The sequence below is a fragment of the Streptomyces sp. NPDC043746 genome, assembly GCF_056436485.1.
Map to the genome: position 1 here is coordinate 336,655 of NZ_JBWKCM010000005.1, position 14,815 is coordinate 351,469.

Consider the following 14,815-nt stretch of genomic DNA (forward strand, 5'->3'; position numbering starts at 1 on the left):
GCCCCTCTCACCGGTACTCCGAGAGCCTGCGGTTGACCCCGAGGACCGCGGCGACCGCTCCCAGCACCGCCAGCGCGGCGGCTCCCGTCGGCAGGCCGCGAAGGGCCCCCCGCCCGTTCTCGGCGGCCGCGGTGAACTCACCCTGCTCATGGGCGAGCGCCTTGCGCAGCGCGGTGTCCACCTGCTGGAAGGACTGCCCCGTGGAGTCCTCGGCGCCGATGATCCGGGTCAACGCACCCTCGTAGTCGCCCTGGTCGTCCGTGGCCCGTGCCGTGCGGTGGCGCTCCTGCCACTCGGTGACGCTCCGCGCGGCCTGTGCGACCGGAGCCCGGCCGTGCTCGTCGTCGGCGAGCCGCTCGGCCTTCTTCAGCTGCGCCGCCAAGGCGCTCATGCCCTTGGCGTAGTCCGTCTCGTACTGATCGGCCGAACCGTCGGGGGTCAGCACCGCACCGCGCGCCACCAGCGTCAGGTTCTCGTTGGCCCGCGCCTTCAGGGAGTTGATCCGCGCGTTGTTGAGGACGTCGAGCGACTGCTGCCCCTGCGTCATCGCCGCCCGCAGCTCCGCACGGGCCACCGTGTGCCCGACCGCCAGCCAGAGCAGCAGCACCGACGTGGCGGCCGTCGCCACCAGCAGCCCGTGGTTGAACACCCTGTTGGTGCGGCGGTAGGTGCGGCGCTGCATCCACACCAGCGCGGCCAGCACCACGACTCCGGCGGTGAGCGAGAGGGAGGGCCACCGTCGGGCGGCGGCGGAATCCCGGTCGAGTCGGCCGGTCTCCGCCGCGTACAGCCGCTCGGCGGCCGGCAGCAGCTCGTTCGTCATCTTCTGGTTGGCGTACCGGAGGTAGGCGCCGCCCAGCGGCAGCCCCTGCCGGTTGTTGGCGCGGGCCCGCTCGATCAGCCCGGTGTAGACGGGCAGCAGTTCGTTGAGCGTGGTGATCTCCTGCCGGGAGCCGGTCGAGGAGTCGGTGGTGGCCGCCGCCTTCACCAGCAGCCGGGCCGCCTCCTCGATGTCCTTCCGATACTGCTCCTGCACGGCCCTCGGCTCCTGCGCCCCCGCGAGGAAGCCGCCGGCCGCCATCGTGTCCGCGTCGGCCAGCGAGCGGTAGATGGCCGCCGCGTCCGCGCTGAGCGGCTGGCTCCGCCCCACCACGTCGTCGGCGGCCGAGGCCCGCTGCGAGACCTCCAGCGCGGTCACCGCGCCGAACGCCACGACCAGCAGCGCCAGCACGGCCCCGAAGATCTGGAGGCGGCCCGGCTCGGTCGTCGCGGCGGCACGCAGCCGTCGGCCCCGCACGGACCAGGCCGAGGGGCGCCGCGCGGACAGGGGCTGTTCGGCCCGGCTTCGCGCGGCTTCGGACTGTGCGGGCAGGCCGACGGGTGGTGCGGGCGCGTGCTGCGTCCCCGGGCCGCCCTGCGGCAGCTGTGTCACTCGACCTCCCCCTCGGTCACCGACGGTCCCCTCCGGCCCCGCCCGACCGGGGCCTGGGCCCGGCCAGAAGTATGGCCGCGGGGAGGGGCCTTCACATCAAGAACGCCCGGATCCCGCACCGGTCAACGCATTCGACCAGGGCGGACGCGGCCGATCAAGGCGATCGGCGCAAGGTGCCCCGAAACATCCCCATACGCGAACCGGCCCATCGCCGGGGGTGAACCGGACCCCGTCCCTGGCATCCCCCGGCCGCTCGCCCGCTCCGCCGTCCCCGCCGCTCCGAACTCCCCATCAGGAACACGAGCGGGCGGCCCGATCGGTTCCCGCGTCCGCCCGCGTTCCCCCGAACGAGCGGCACCCCGCCGCGAACGCGACGGGGTGCCGTGAGGACGCCCGGTGCAGGGCCGGTGGCCGTCAGGAGCGCCAAGTGCCCGGCGCGCCGCCGGCAGGGCGGCGGGTCACATCCCGGTCAGGGGTACTGCGCCCGAAGCCGACGGTAGACCTCGGGGCCCGCCCCTGTGCGGTCCAGGCCCAGCAGCGCGGCCCCCAGCACCGGCGGTTCGGAGACCACCCGCACCACCGCCTTGGGGGCGCGGGCCGCCAGCAGTTCGGCGATCCGGTCGTTCAGCCGGGGGTGGCGGGCGGCCAGCACGCTTCCGCCCAGCAGCACCGGAACCTCCTCCTCCAGCAGGCCGAGCCGGGCGAGCGCCACCGACGCCATCGCCACCACCTCCCTGGCCTGCCGCTCCACCAGGGCCGCCGCCACCGGATCGCCGGCGGCCCCCGTGGCGAAGAGCACCGGGGTCAGCTCATGACGCCGGGTCAGCGGGATCACGTCCCGGTGCAGCGCCTCGATCAGTGCGTACATCGAGTCGAGCCCGAAGTGGGCCGGCAGCGTACGGGCCAGCTCGGTCGGCTCACCGCGGCCGTCCTCCGCGCGGGCGGCGAACCAGAGCGCCTCCTCGGCCAGCCCTCCGCCGCCACCCCAGTCACCGGAGATCCGGCCGATCGCGGGGAAGCGGGCGGTCCGCCCGTCGGGCACCATGCCCACGCAGTTGATCCCGGCCCCGCAGACCACCGCGACGCCCCGGGGCTCGTCCACCCCGGCGCGCAGGATCGCGAAGGTGTCGTTGCGCACCTCCACCGACGCCCCCCACCCCCGGACCTCCAGCGCCCGGGTCAGCTCGGCCTCCTCGACCGGCAGGTCGGCGTTGGCGAGACAGGCGGAGACGTGGCCGAACGACTCCGGCGCGGAGGGAAGGTGGGCGACGGCCCGGTCCAGGACCGAGCCCAGGACGTCGACCGCGGCCTCCACGCCGACCCGGGGCGGCTGGAACCCCCCGCCCCGGGCCGTCGAGAGAACCGTTCCGTCCGCGCCGATCAACGCCACATCGGTCTTGCTGTTGCCCGCGTCGACGGCGACGACCGAGACGTTCACGCCCACGCCAGGTGCTCCCGGTTGTGTGCGATCAGCCGGTCGGTGAGCTGCTCGGCCCGGTCGTACTGGCCGATCAGCGGGTGCGCGAGCAGCGCCTTGAAGACCCGGTCCCGGCCCCCGCGCTGCGCGGCTTCCAGGGCGAGGTCCTCGTACGCCGTCACGTTGGCGATGAGACCGGCGTAGAGCGGGTCCAGCGTGGGAACGGCCAGCGGGACCGCCCCGTCGTGGCCCACCCGGGCCTGCACCTCGATGACCGCGTCGTCCGGGAGGAACGGCAGCGTCCCCTTGTTGTACGTGTTCACCACCTGGACCGGTGAACCGCCGCCGCCCAGCAGGGAGGCCGCGAGGTCGACCGCGGCCTCCGAGTAGAACGCGCCGCCGCGCTTGGCGAGCAGCTCGGGCTTCTCGTCGAGGGCGGGGTCGCCGTACATCTCCAGCAGCTCCTTCTCCATCGCCGCCACCTCGGCGGCCCGGGAGGGCTTGGTCCCCAGCTCCCGTACGACCTCGTCGTGGGCGTAGAAGTACCGCAGGTAGTAGGAGGGGACGACGCCGAGCCGGTCCACCAGCTTCCGTGACAGGTGGAGGTCGTCCGCGATGGCGTCGCCGTGCTCGGCCAGGAGCTTCGGCAGAACGTCCTCGCCGTCCGGGCCGCCCAGGCGCACGCCCAGCTCCCAGGTGAGGTGGTTGAGCCCCACATGGTCCAGGTGGACCTCGGCCGGGTTCACGTCCAGCAGCCGGGCGAACTTGCGCTGGAAGCCGATCGCCACGTTGCAGAGGCCGACCGCCTTGTGCCCGGCCTGTAGCAGGGCGCGGGTGACGATGCCGACCGGGTTGGTGAAGTCGATGATCCAGGCGTCCGGGTTGGTGCGGCGCACCCGCTCGGCGATGTCCAGGACGACGGGCACGGTCCGCAGCGCCTTGGCGAGGCCCCCGGCGCCGGTGGTCTCCTGGCCGACGCAGCCGCACTCCAGCGGCCAGGTCTCGTCCTGGTTGCGCGCGGCCTGCCCGCCTACGCGCAGCTGGAGGAGGACCGCGTCGGCACCGGCGACGCCCGCGTCCAGGTCGGTGGTGGTGGTGATCCTCCCCGCGTGGTCCTGCTTGGCGAAGATCCGCCGCGCGAGACCGCCGACCAGCTCCAGCCGGTCGGCCGCCGGGTCGACGAGGACCAGCTCCTCGACCGGCAGCGTGTCACGCAGCCGGGCGAAGCCGTCGATCAGTTCAGGGGTGTAGGTGGACCCGCCACCCACTACTGCGAGCTTCATTGTCAGCCCTTTACTCCGGTCAGTGTGACGCCCTCGACGAATGCCTTCTGGGCGAAGAAGAAGACGGCGATCACGGGGGCCATGACCAGGACGGTCGCGGCCATGGTCAGGTTCCAGTCGGTGTGGTGTGCGCCCTTGAAGGACTCCAGGCCGTAACTGAGGGTCCAGGCGGCCGGGTTCTCGGAGGCGTAGATCTGTGGTCCGAAGTAGTCGTTCCAGGCGGCGAAGAACTGGAAGAGGGCGATGGCCGCGATGCCGGGCTTGGCCATCGGCAGGACGACCTTGACCAGCGTACGGAACTCACCGCACCCGTCCACCTTCGCGGCGTCCAGGTACTCGTCCGGGATGGTCAGCAGGAACTGCCGCAGCAGGAAGATGGAGAACGCGTCCCCGAAGGCCATCGGGATGATCAGCGGCCACAGGGAGCCGGAGAGGTCCATCTGCTTGGCCCAGAACAGGTACATGGGGATGATGACGACCTGCGGCGGCAGCATCATCATGGAGATGACCAGCATCAGGGACAGCTTGCGGCCCCGGAAGCGGAACTTCGCCAGCGCGTACGCCACGGGGATGGACGACACGACGGTCAGTACGGTGCCGACCCCCGCGTACAGCAGGGTGTTGCGCCACCATGTGAGGAAGCCCGGGGTGTTGAAGACGCGTTCGTAGTTGCCCCACTCCCAGGTACGGGGGACGAGGTCGCGGGTCAGCGCCTGCTGGTCGTTCATCAGCGAGGTCAGCACCACGAAGACGAACGGCAGCACGAAGAAGAGCGCGGCGGCGACCCCGAGCGAGTGCACGGCGATCCAGTGCAGCAGCGCCTTGCGCCGGGCGGTGCGGGCGGCGGGCGTGTGCGGGGCCTTCGCCGGGGAGGCGGGGGTGGGCTTGTCGAGGAGCTGGGTCATGGCTCAGTCACCGGCCTGGATCAGGTTGTTGCGGCCCCGCATGAGCAGCGCGGTGAAGGCCATGGCCAGGGCGAACAGGATGAGGGCGACGACACAGGCGGCGCCGTAGTCGAAGCGCTGGAAGCCGAGGTTGTAGACGAGCTGGGGGAGCGTCAGTGTCGACTTGTCGGGATAGCCGGGTTCGAAGGACTGGCCCGAGCCGCCGATGACACCGGAGGCGACCTTTCCGGCGACCAGTGGCTGGGTGTAGTACTGCATCGCCTGGATGACCCCGGTGACCACCGCGAACAGCACGATCGGGGAGATGTTCGGCAGTGTCACGAAGCGGAACTTCTGCCAGGCCGAGGCGCCGTCCAGCTCGGCCGCCTCGTACTGCTCGGTCGGCACGTCCAGCAGCGAGGCCATGAAGATGACCATCAGGTCCCCGATGCCCCAGACCGCGAGCATGGTCAGGGCCGGCTTGGACCAGGCGGCGTCGTTGAACCAGCCGGGCGTCGGCAGCCCGAAGTCCCCGAGGATCGCGTTGACCGGGCCGGTGCCGGGGTTGAGCAGGAAGACGAAGGCGAGCGTCGCGGCGACCGGCGGGGCCAGGTACGGCAGGTAGAACAGCGTCCGGAAGACACCCGTCCCCGTCTTGATCTTCGTGATCAGCAGCCCGATCCCGAGGCCGAAGACGACCCGGCAGGTGACCACGACGACCACCAGCCAGAGCGTGTTCCACAGCGACGGCCAGAACATCGGGTAGTCGCGGAAGACGTACGTCCAGTTCGTCAGTCCGTTGAACGCGGGCGCGCCGAACCCGTCGTACGACGTGAACGAGAAGTAGACCGTCGAGACCATCGGGTACGCGAAGAAGACCGAGAACCCGATCAGCCACGGCGACATGAAGGCCGCGTTCCGCAGCGCCGACCTGCGGCGCTTGGTGCGGAGGGTCTGCGTCGTCATCGGAGCTACTTGGCCTTGGCGATGTCGGTGTCGATCTGCTTCGCGGTCTTCTCCAGCCCCGCCTGGAGGTCCTTCACCGCGCCCTTCTCGTACTGGTAGCCGAAGTCCTGGATGGTCAGCTGGTACGCGGCCCCGTTGACGGCCCCGTCGGAGGTGCTGGACTTCGGGTGCCGGGCGATGTCCAGGAAGGTCCTGAAGCGCGGGTCGAACTTCAGGTCCGGCGACTTCAGCGCCGCCAGGGTGGAGGGCACGTTCCGGATGCCGTTGGAGAAGTTGACGACCGCCTCCGTGTCGGTGGTCATGTACTTCACCAGCTCCCACGCGGCGTTCTGCTTCGTGCTCGCGGGGGCGATGCCCACGATGGTGCCGGAGAGATAGCCCTTGCCGTAGCTGTCCACCTCGTCGTCCGCGACGGGCATCGGCGCGACCCCGATCTCGAAGTCCACCCCGGCGTCCTCGGCCATCCCGAGCCGCCACTCGCCGTCCAGCTGCATGGCCACCTGGCCGGTGTGGAAGGGGTGTTTGGCGCCCCACTCGTCCCCGAAGGTGCCCCGGTACTCCTCCAGCTTCCGATAGCCGCCGAGGCTGTCCACCAGCTTCTTCTGGTACGTGAACATCTCCGCGAACGCCGGGTCCTTGGCGAGGGTGGACTTGCCGTTCTCGTCGAAGTACGTGTGGTCCCACGAGGACATGTAGTGGCTGACGACGGTCTCGTAGCCGTGGAAGTTCGGCATGAAGCCGAGCTGCGCGTAGGTGTCGCCCTTCTCGACCGTCAGCTTCTTCGCCACATCGGCCAGTTCGGACAGGGTCTTCGGCGGTGCGGTGATCCCGGCCTTCTCGAACGCGTCCTTGTTGTAGTAGAGGCCGTAGGCGTCCGTGAGCAGCGGCAGGGCGCAGCGCCTGCCCTCGAACTGGGTGTAGTCGAGCAGGACCTTCGGGAACGTCTTCTCCAGGTCGAGCTTCGACTTCTCGATGAACGGTTTCAGATCGGTGAAGGCACCCGACGAGCAGAACTTGCCGACGTTGGCCGTGGTGAAGGAGGAGACGACATCCGGCCCGTCCGAACCGCCCGCGCGCAGGGCCTGGTTGAGCTTGTCGTCGTTGATGTTGCCGGAGACCTTCACCGTGATGTTCGGGTGGGCCTTGGTGAACCGGTCGATGTTGTCCTGGACCGCCTTCACCTCGGCCGGTGAGCTCCAGCCGTGCCAGAAGTTGATCGTGGTCTTCGCCTTGGGGTCGTCGGTGGCGCCGGCCTCGGACTGGCCGGTACACGCGGTGGCGAGCACCGATATCGCGGCGACGGCGACAGCGGTGGTGGTGAGACGGCTGGTGCGCATGGCGAGACTCCCAGGGGCAGGGAAGAGAGGCAGACGGCAGGGACGGGAAGGGCGGCGGGAGAGGCAGGGTCAGCGCGAGGTGTCGAACACCTCGTCGCGGGTGTCGGCGAGCGCCCGCTCCAGGGCGCCGCGCAGTACGGGGGTGCGGTCGATCTCGCCGAGGACCAGCCGGGGCCGGGAGGCGGCCAGCTCGGCCAGCTCGGACTGGATGAGGGAGCGCAGGATCTCGCCGCCCGCCGCGACCGCGCCGCCGGAGAGCACGATGAGGCCGGGATCCAGGACGGCGGTGACGGAGGCGAGGCCGGTGGCGAGCCGGTGGGCGTACTGGCTGAGCAGTTCGGTCAGCGCCTCGTCCTGCTCGTAGGCATCTGCCGCCCGGCTCAGCAGTTCGGCGGCGACCTCGGCGTACGGCTGCTGCGGGGTGTCGATGCCGAGCGCCTTCGCGAGCCGGGGCACCGCCTGGGCGCCCGCCAGCTCCTGGAAGCCGCCGCTGTTGGCCTTGACGACCTGGCGTACGAGGGGGGTGCCGGGCACCGGAAGGAAGCCGACCTCGCCCGCGCCGCCGGTGAAACCGCGGTGGAGCCGCCCGTTGATGACGAGGGCGGCGCCGAGCCCCTCCTCGTTCCAGAGCAGGACGAAGTCCTCGTGGCCGCGGGCCGCACCGAGGCGCTGCTCGGCCACCGCGACCAGATTGACGTCGTTCTCGTACTCCACCGGCATCGGCAGGAACGCGGCCAGCTCGTCCAGCAGGGTGGGGGAGTGCCAGCCCGGCAGGTGCGAGGCGTACCGCAGCCGGCCGGTGTTCGGGTCGAAGGCGCCCGGGGTGCCGATGACGACCCGGTGGATGTCGGCGCGGGCGAGCCCGGCCTCCTTCACCGCCCCGTCCAGCGCGTCGGAGACCTGCCGCACCACGCTGTCGGCGCGTCGGCCGGGTGTGGCCAGCTCGAACTCCCCGACCACCGCCCCGGCCACGTCCGCGACGGCGGCCACGATCCGCCGGCTGTTCACATCGAGCCCCGCCACGTGCGCCGCGCGGGCGTTCACCGTGTAGAGCTGGGCGCTCGGCCCGGGGCGCCCCTGACTGGTCCCGGTGGCCACGACCAGACCGGCCGCCTCCAGCCGGGCCAGGAGCTGCGAGGCGGTGGGCTTGGAGAGGCCGGTGAGTTTCCCGATCCGGGTCCGGGAGAGCGGTCCGTGCTCCAGCAGCAGATCGAGGGCGGCCCGGTCGTTCATGGCCCGCAGCACCCGGGGGGTGCCCGGAGTGGTTCCCGTCATCGTGGATGCACCTGCCTCTGTGAGCCGCTCCGCCGGACTGGCGCGGACTCTGTTAGGAAACTTTCCTATCCTGAGAGGACCGTAAGGCGCATGTCGCTGAAGCGTCAAGGGCGCCCCACCGGATCGGTGGGGCGCCCCTGTGCTGACGGTCTGCCGACGAGCGCCGCTACGGGTGCTTGTTCAGGTTCGCGGGCGGTATCGGGGCCGTCGCCAGGGACTGCGGGGAGGTGGCGGACGCGTACGCCGAGGGAGCGGCGACGCCTGCCGCCGGGTCGGCCCCGCTCCCGCCGTCCGCCTCGAGCGCCCCCGCGCCGATCATGCGGATGCCCGCGTCGTCCAGCGCCTGCTTGATGCGCCAGCGCAGCTCGCGCTCCACGCCCCCCGACGTGCCGGGCATCGTCTTCGCGGTGACCCGGACCGTCATGGAGTCCAGCAGGACCGCGTCCAGGCCGAGCACCTCCACCGGGCCCCACAGCCGCTCCGACCAGGGCTCTTCCTTCGTCATCGCCTCGGCGGCGGTGGTGATCGCCGCCCGGATGTGCTCCAGGTTCTCCGTGGGGCGCACCGTGACGTCCACCCCCGCGGTGGACCAGCCCTGGCTGAGGTTGCCTATCCGCTTGACCTCGCCGTTGCGGACGTACCAGATCTCACCGTCGGCCCCGCGCAGCTTGGTGACCCGCAGGCCCACCTCGATGACCTCGCCGGAGGCCACGCCCGCGTCGATCGTGTCCCCGACCCCGTACTGGTCCTCCAGGATCATGAAGACGCCCGAGAGGAAGTCCGTGACCAGGTTGCGGGCGCCGAAACCGAGCGCCACACCGGCGACACCGGCCGAGGCGAGCAGCGGCGCCAGGTTGATCTTGAAGGCGCCCAGCACCATCAGTGCCGCCGTGCCCATGATCAGGAACGAGGCCACGGACCGCAGCACCGAGCCGATCGCCTCCGAGCGCTGGCGTCTGCGCTCCGCGTTCACCAGGAGACCGCCCAGCGCCGTGCCCTCCACGGCCTGGGCGCTGCGGTTCATGCGGTCGATCAGATTGGTCAGGGCACGCCGGATCAGATAGCGCAGGGTGATCGCGACGGCCACGATCAGCAGGATCCGCAGACCGGTGCTCAGCCAGGTGGACCAGTTCTCCTCGACCCAGCCCGCGGCGTTCCCGGCCTGCTGGGCGGCTTCCTCGAGCGAGCTGCCCGGCTCGGGGGACGGAGCTGCGGCCAACAGGGCGGACAGGGACACGACGGGGCCTCCAGGGGGACGACGGTTGACCGACAAGGGTAACGAAGCCGGGAGAGCGGACCGTTGCCGTCGGCGGGGGAGAGACGGGTCTCACCAGGGACGCCTGTGCTGTGGCCGATCGCACAGCGCGCACGGCCGCGCTGGTGGGGCGCCTGCCGGCGGCCGGACGGGGCACGGGGCGCCGTGAGGGTGAGAAAAATCCTCCCGGCCCGTTACCCCTACGTGGTGGCGCTTTGACCAGGCATGAGGAGAGACTGAGATCGGATCGTCCCGGCGCGAGCCACGCGCCGCCGGCGTACAAGGAGGCATCCACCGTGCCGCATGTCCTGGTTCTCAACGCGTCGTACGAGCCCCTCGGCGTCGTACCGCTCCGCCGCGCGCTCGTCCTCGTCCTGGAGAACAAGGCGATCTGCCTCGAGGAGTCCGGCGCCTTCCTGCACAGCGCCACCCGTGCCGTGCCCGCGCCCAGCGTGGTCCGGCTCAAGCGTTTCGTCCGGGTCCCCTACAGAGGGCCTGTTCCCCTGACGCGGCGGGCGCTCTTCGCCCGGGACGGGGGGCGCTGCATGTACTGCGGGGCCGCCGCGACCAGTGTCGACCACGTCATCCCGCGCAGCCGCGGTGGACAGCACGCGTGGGACAACGTGGTGGCGGCCTGCCGCCGCTGCAACCACGTCAAGGCCGACCGCCACCTGCCCGAGCTGGGGTGGCGGCTGCGCCATCAGCCTGCCCCGCCGACCGGCCTGGCCTGGCGGATCATCGGGACCGGACACCGCGACCCGCGCTGGCTGCCGTACTTGCAACCGTTCGGCGCGGACGACGTGATGGCCCGGATCGACGGCGTTTCCGCCTGAGACCGGGCCTTCGTCGTCGTCCGTCCGGCGGACGCCGCTCCGTCAGTCCGTGGCGGGGGAGTCCGTGGCGGGGGCCTCGACCACGGCGTACGCCTCCACCGACCAGAGCGAGTAGCCGTACTCGGTCGCCCGCGCGTCGCCCCGCACCCGGATGAACCGGGTGTCCTTCGCGTCCATCCGCACCGACTCGCGCCCGCCCCGGCCCTCCCGGACGGTGGCCGCGGTGCGCCAGGTGCGGCCGTCGGGGGAGACCTGGACGCGGTAGCCGGCGGCGTACGCGTCCTGCCAGGAGAGCACCACCTGCCCCAGCCGCACCGGCCGGGGCAGCTCGGCCTGCCACCACGCGCCGTCCTCCACGGGCGAGGACCACCGGGTCTCCGGGTCCCCGTCGACGGCGGCCGAGGCCGGGAAGTCCGGTGTCTCGTCGCCGGAGGAGGAGGCCGTGGCCGTACGCAGCAGATCCGGCCCGCCGGTACGCGGGAAGGCCCGCACGGTCAGGGTCGACTCCTGGCCCCCGAAGACCAGCGGCACCTCGTACTCACCCGCCGGGGTGTCCGCCGGAACGGTGATGTCGACCGGCACCTCCGTACGGGATCCGCGCGGCACGGTCGTCTGCTTCGGGACCCGCACCTCGATCCCCTTGGGGGCCTTCGCGGTGAGCGCGCCCTTCACCTCGGCCGGACGCCGCCCGGCCAGCCGCGCCGCCACCCGCTGGGGCTCCCCGCCGATCTCCGCGTCCGTCTCGCCCCGGGCCAGGTCGAGCACGGCGTCCGGCTCGTCCCCGAACCACGGCACCAGGGCCCGCAGCTTCGGCGTCCCCGCCAAGATCGCCGGGGCCGGGGGCAGGCTCGGGCTCAGATAGGAGGGCGGCGCGGTCCGGGCGGCCTCCGGGAGTGTCACCCGTACGGCGTCGGCACGCAGCCCCTTCGCCGCGGTCTGGGTCCAGCCGCTCGGGGAGAGCTGCCCCAGCGCCCGCCAGCCCTCGCCCGGAACATGGGCCTCCACCACCGCGCCGGTCAGCGCGGAGCCGGGCTCGGCCAGCGCCGTCACGGCCTCCACCGGGCGGGTCCGCTCCAGTCGCACCGTGTAGCTGTGGCTGTCCTTGGTGACCCGGCCGCTGGTGCGGTCCACGCCGTTCCAGCCGTCGGCGGTCTTCTCGACCCGGTCCAGGAAGGGGTCCAGCACCCCCTTGCCGACCGTGGCCCGCCCCGCCGCGATCTCCCGGCGCAGCGGCTCCAGCGCCAGCAGGGCCCGCCAGGCCGCCGCCCCGTCGCCGCCCGCCTGGGCCTGGAGCAGGTCCACGGCCAGCTCGCCGGCGTGGCCGTAGCGGGCCAGCTGCTCGGTCCACGGGCGCACCTCACCGGCCAGCCGCCCGTCGGCGGGGCCGGACAGACGCTCGGGGGTCTGCCGCATCACGGTGAAGGCCGCCCGCAGCTCGCCGGCCGCCCGGTCGCGTACCGGGGGCGTGGCCGCCCGGGACTGCCAGAACGCGGCGAAGAGGGGCTGGAGATACGCCGACTCCTCCGCGCCCAGCACCGAGTCCGCGCTGTTGCCCGCCAGCGCCCGCAGCGCCTGGCGCGCCGAGGCGTCCCCGCCCGCCAGATCGTCGATCGCCGCCCGCCAGGACTCGTCCGGGCGGTACCCCTTCGGGTTCCAGGCGAAGTCGGCGGCGGTGAAGAGCGGGATACGGGAGGCGGAGGCCTGCTCCATCGCATTGGCCAGCAGCGCCGCCGAACCGCTCGCCACCGCCGGGTCCCGGCCGGTGTAGGGGCCGAGGAAGATCCGGTCCTGGGCGTAGTCGTTGACCGGGTAGTTGTCCATCGTCACCAGCGGATGGCGGAACGCGGCACGCGCCCCGGCCAGCTCACCGCCGGTGATCTTCTTCGGTACGACCCCGACGCCCGTCCAGGCCACCTGCACCCGGTCGTCCAACTCGGTGGCGAGCGCCGTGCGGTAGTCGGTCGCCCCGTCCTGGTAGAACTCCGTCGGCAGCACCGAGAGCGGGGCCGCGCCCGGGTGACGCTCCTCCAGATGGCGCGCCACCGCCCCGGCCACCCTCGCCTGAGCGCGGGCCGCTGCCTCGGGGCCGCTGCCGTACGTCTCGGCGTCCAGGTCGCAGTGCCACTCGCTGTAGCTGACGTCCTGGAACTGGAGCTGGAAGACCCGCACCCCCAGCGCCCACATCGCGTCGATCTTCTTCGTGAGCGCCCGGACGTCCTTGTCGGAGGCCATGCACATGGCCTGGCCGGGGGAGACGGCCCAGCCGAGCGTGACGTGCTCGGCCTCCGCCTTCCGCGCCAGCGCCCGGAAGTCGGCCCTCCGCTCGGCCGGGTACGGCTCGCGCCAGCGGGCCAGCCGGTAGGGGTCGTCGCCCGCCGCGTAGAGGTACCGGTTCTGCTTGGTGCGCCCCATGAAGGCCAGCTGCGCGAGCCGCTCCTCCTGGGTCCAGGGCTGTCCGTAGAACCCTTCCGTCATGCCGCGTACGGCCGTGCCCGGCCAGTCCCGCACCACGACCCCGGCCACCGCGCCACCGCTCACCAACTGCCGCAGGGTCTGGACCGCATGGAACAGGCCGTCCTCGCCCAGCCCGTCCAGCGCCACGGTGGCGCGCCCGCCGACCTCGCCGGAGGCGAGCCGGTAGCCACCGGTGGGCAGATCGGCGCGGTCGGGCGCGCGCAGCGCGCGCAGCGCCTCACCGGCGCCCGCACCGCCGATCCGGATCAGCGGCCCGCGGCCGGGCAGGCTCTCGTGCACGGTCGTGACCCCGGCGTCGCGCAGCAGGGAGCGCAGCTCGGCCACGGCGTACGGATCGGCGTCCGGCGCGGCGGCGACGGTGACCTCGGCGCCCAGCGGCAGGGCCGGGCCGGTGGCCCTGATGCTCTGCGGCCGGGGCCAGACGGCGGGCGGCTGCGCGCTGTCGGCACGGTCGGGGGACGCGGCGGGGGGTTTGCCGGGGTCGGCGGGGGGAGCGGGTGCGGCGGCGGCGGTCGGTGCGAAGGGGCTCAGCAGCCCACCGATCACGGCGACGGCCACGGCCGTGGCCTGCTTTCTGCGCCCGAACCGCACGTCGCGCTCCCTCGAAAGGCCTGACTGGGATCCGAGCCCACCACCCGGGCGCGAGGGTGTCAATGCGCATGGCTGATCTGTCGGATTTGCCGGGAGTAGTGACATCTTCGTGCCTGGTGGGCCTGGTGTGACCGGCGGGAATGGCTGAAAACGACTGATACCTGCCGCACGGGGGAACGGAATGTGACCTAAGGCACGTTGGGCTCGTTGTCCGAAGGTGAAGGCGTACGCCGGTGCCTGAAGGTGTACGCCGCCGTCATGACGCCATGTGTGACGGGTAGGTCACGTCCAGGTCTGCGCCCGCGAGGTCTGGGTAGGCCCTCAAGGTCCTGTTCTCCACGGCCAGGAGGCCACCATGCCCGCATCCGCGCAGCTTCTGCTCTCCGCCCTCTCCAAACAGGTACCCGCCCCAGCCGATCCCGCACCGCTGACCAGCGCACCGCCCCTCGCCGATGTCGCCCACCTGATCAGCGGGCCCCCGCTCGCCGACCTCTCCCTCCTGCTCGGAGAGTCCCCCTACCCCGACGCCGCCCCGCTGACCAGCGAGCCCCCGCTCGCCGATGCCACCCCGCTCACGAGCGAGCCACCGCTCGCCGCCGTCGCCCCTCTGACCAGCGAGCCGACCGCACCCGGCACCGCAGGGGGCATGGAGTTCCCAGGAGTCTGAATGGGCTTGTCCCGGCTCGCCGCACTGCACGGTGTCGCCACCTCCTACTCCCCGTCTCCGGATGTCACGGTGTCCGTCCCCGACGACACGGTCATCGCCGTGCTCGCCGCGCTGGGCGTGGACGCCGGCACGCCGGAGGCCGTACGGAGGTCGCTCGTCGCCACGGAGTCCCGCTCGCGCCTGCTGCCGCCGACCGTGGTGGTCTGGGCCGGTGAGCCGCTGCCGCCCGCACTGACCGGACTGCCGCCCGGCTCGACCGTCACGGTCGAGCCGGAGCCGGCGGCCGGGGGCCCGGGGGGGGGGGGGGGGGGGGGGGAAGGGGGGGGGGGGAGGGTGGGGGGGGGGGGGGGGGCGGAGGTGCACGGCGAGGTCCAAGACCGCAAGGGCGGCGTCGCGTTCA

11 protein-coding genes and 1 pseudogene are annotated in these 14,815 nt (G+C 72.3%); 3 read left to right on the forward strand and 9 right to left on the reverse strand.

The window, feature by feature from the left end; translation table 11 throughout:
- Window positions 1-7: 7 nt before the first annotated feature.
- From AC0682_RS08620 to AC0682_RS08655, 8 genes are all read right to left on the reverse strand, one after another.
- Window positions 8-1,432 (reverse strand): hypothetical protein, encoded by a 1,425-nt coding sequence (locus tag AC0682_RS08620; protein ID WP_478531736.1) that lies wholly within the window; start codon window positions 1,430-1,432, stop codon window positions 8-10.
- Window positions 1,433-1,901: 469 nt separating this feature from the next.
- Window positions 1,902-2,876 carry an N-acetylglucosamine kinase gene (locus AC0682_RS08625; RefSeq protein WP_478531738.1) on the reverse strand — a complete coding sequence of 325 codons (975 nt, stop codon included), beginning with the start codon at window positions 2,874-2,876 and terminating at the stop codon, window positions 1,902-1,904.
- Window positions 2,867-4,132, reverse strand: a complete 1,266-nt coding sequence (locus AC0682_RS08630) for a 6-phospho-beta-glucosidase (protein WP_478531739.1) — start codon at window positions 4,130-4,132, stop codon at window positions 2,867-2,869. The genes AC0682_RS08625 and AC0682_RS08630 overlap by 10 nt, the downstream gene beginning before the upstream one ends.
- 2 nt (window positions 4,133-4,134) lie before the next feature.
- Window positions 4,135-5,037, reverse strand: coding sequence for a carbohydrate ABC transporter permease (locus AC0682_RS08635; protein WP_254812533.1), 903 nt, complete (start codon window positions 5,035-5,037; stop codon window positions 4,135-4,137).
- A gap of 3 nt (window positions 5,038-5,040) precedes the next feature.
- Window positions 5,041-5,982: a carbohydrate ABC transporter permease gene (locus AC0682_RS08640; protein ID WP_254812534.1), complete on the reverse strand. Its 942-nt coding sequence runs from the start codon at window positions 5,980-5,982 to the stop codon at window positions 5,041-5,043.
- A gap of 5 nt (window positions 5,983-5,987) precedes the next feature.
- Window positions 5,988-7,319, reverse strand: a complete 1,332-nt coding sequence (locus AC0682_RS08645) for an ABC transporter substrate-binding protein (RefSeq protein WP_254812535.1) — start codon at window positions 7,317-7,319, stop codon at window positions 5,988-5,990.
- Between the two features lie 69 nt (window positions 7,320-7,388).
- Complete coding sequence (locus AC0682_RS08650; RefSeq protein ID WP_478531740.1) at window positions 7,389-8,594, reverse strand: ROK family transcriptional regulator; 1,206 nt, start codon at window positions 8,592-8,594, stop codon at window positions 7,389-7,391.
- 166 nt (window positions 8,595-8,760) lie between these two features.
- Window positions 8,761-9,831, reverse strand: coding sequence for a mechanosensitive ion channel family protein (locus AC0682_RS08655; RefSeq protein WP_478531741.1), 1,071 nt, complete (start codon window positions 9,829-9,831; stop codon window positions 8,761-8,763).
- A gap of 314 nt (window positions 9,832-10,145) precedes the next feature.
- Here AC0682_RS08655 and AC0682_RS08660 point away from each other — a divergent pair, with 314 nt between their 5' ends.
- Window positions 10,146-10,682, forward strand: coding sequence for an HNH endonuclease (locus AC0682_RS08660; RefSeq protein WP_006124472.1), 537 nt, complete (start codon window positions 10,146-10,148; stop codon window positions 10,680-10,682).
- A gap of 42 nt (window positions 10,683-10,724) precedes the next feature.
- Here AC0682_RS08660 and AC0682_RS08665 read toward each other — a convergent pair whose 3' ends face one another.
- On the reverse strand, window positions 10,725-13,748 hold the full coding sequence (locus tag AC0682_RS08665; protein WP_478531742.1) for a beta-N-acetylglucosaminidase domain-containing protein: 3,024 nt from the start codon (window positions 13,746-13,748) through the stop codon (window positions 10,725-10,727).
- A gap of 355 nt (window positions 13,749-14,103) precedes the next feature.
- On the opposite strand from AC0682_RS08665, the gene AC0682_RS08670 reads away from it, so the two are divergent.
- Complete coding sequence (locus AC0682_RS08670; protein WP_478531743.1) at window positions 14,104-14,415, forward strand: hypothetical protein; 312 nt, start codon at window positions 14,104-14,106, stop codon at window positions 14,413-14,415.
- Window positions 14,416-14,815, forward strand: a pseudogene (locus AC0682_RS08675) (4-alpha-glucanotransferase); the annotation flags it as partial. It lies immediately after the preceding gene.

Coding starts and splice junctions, on each gene's coding strand:
- AC0682_RS08635 (WP_254812533.1), bottom strand. CDS start 5,037: ATGACCCAGCTCCTCGACAAGCCCACCCCCGCCTCCCCGGCGAAGGCC.
- AC0682_RS08645 (WP_254812535.1), bottom strand. CDS start 7,319: ATGCGCACCAGCCGTCTCACCACCACCGCTGTCGCCGTCGCCGCGATA.
- AC0682_RS08640 (WP_254812534.1), bottom strand. CDS start 5,982: ATGACGACGCAGACCCTCCGCACCAAGCGCCGCAGGTCGGCGCTGCGG.
- AC0682_RS08630 (WP_478531739.1), bottom strand. CDS start 4,132: ATGAAGCTCGCAGTAGTGGGTGGCGGGTCCACCTACACCCCTGAACTG.
- AC0682_RS08650 (WP_478531740.1), bottom strand. CDS start 8,594: ATGACGGGAACCACTCCGGGCACCCCCCGGGTGCTGCGGGCCATGAAC.
- AC0682_RS08670 (WP_478531743.1), top strand. CDS start 14,104: ATGCCCGCATCCGCGCAGCTTCTGCTCTCCGCCCTCTCCAAACAGGTA.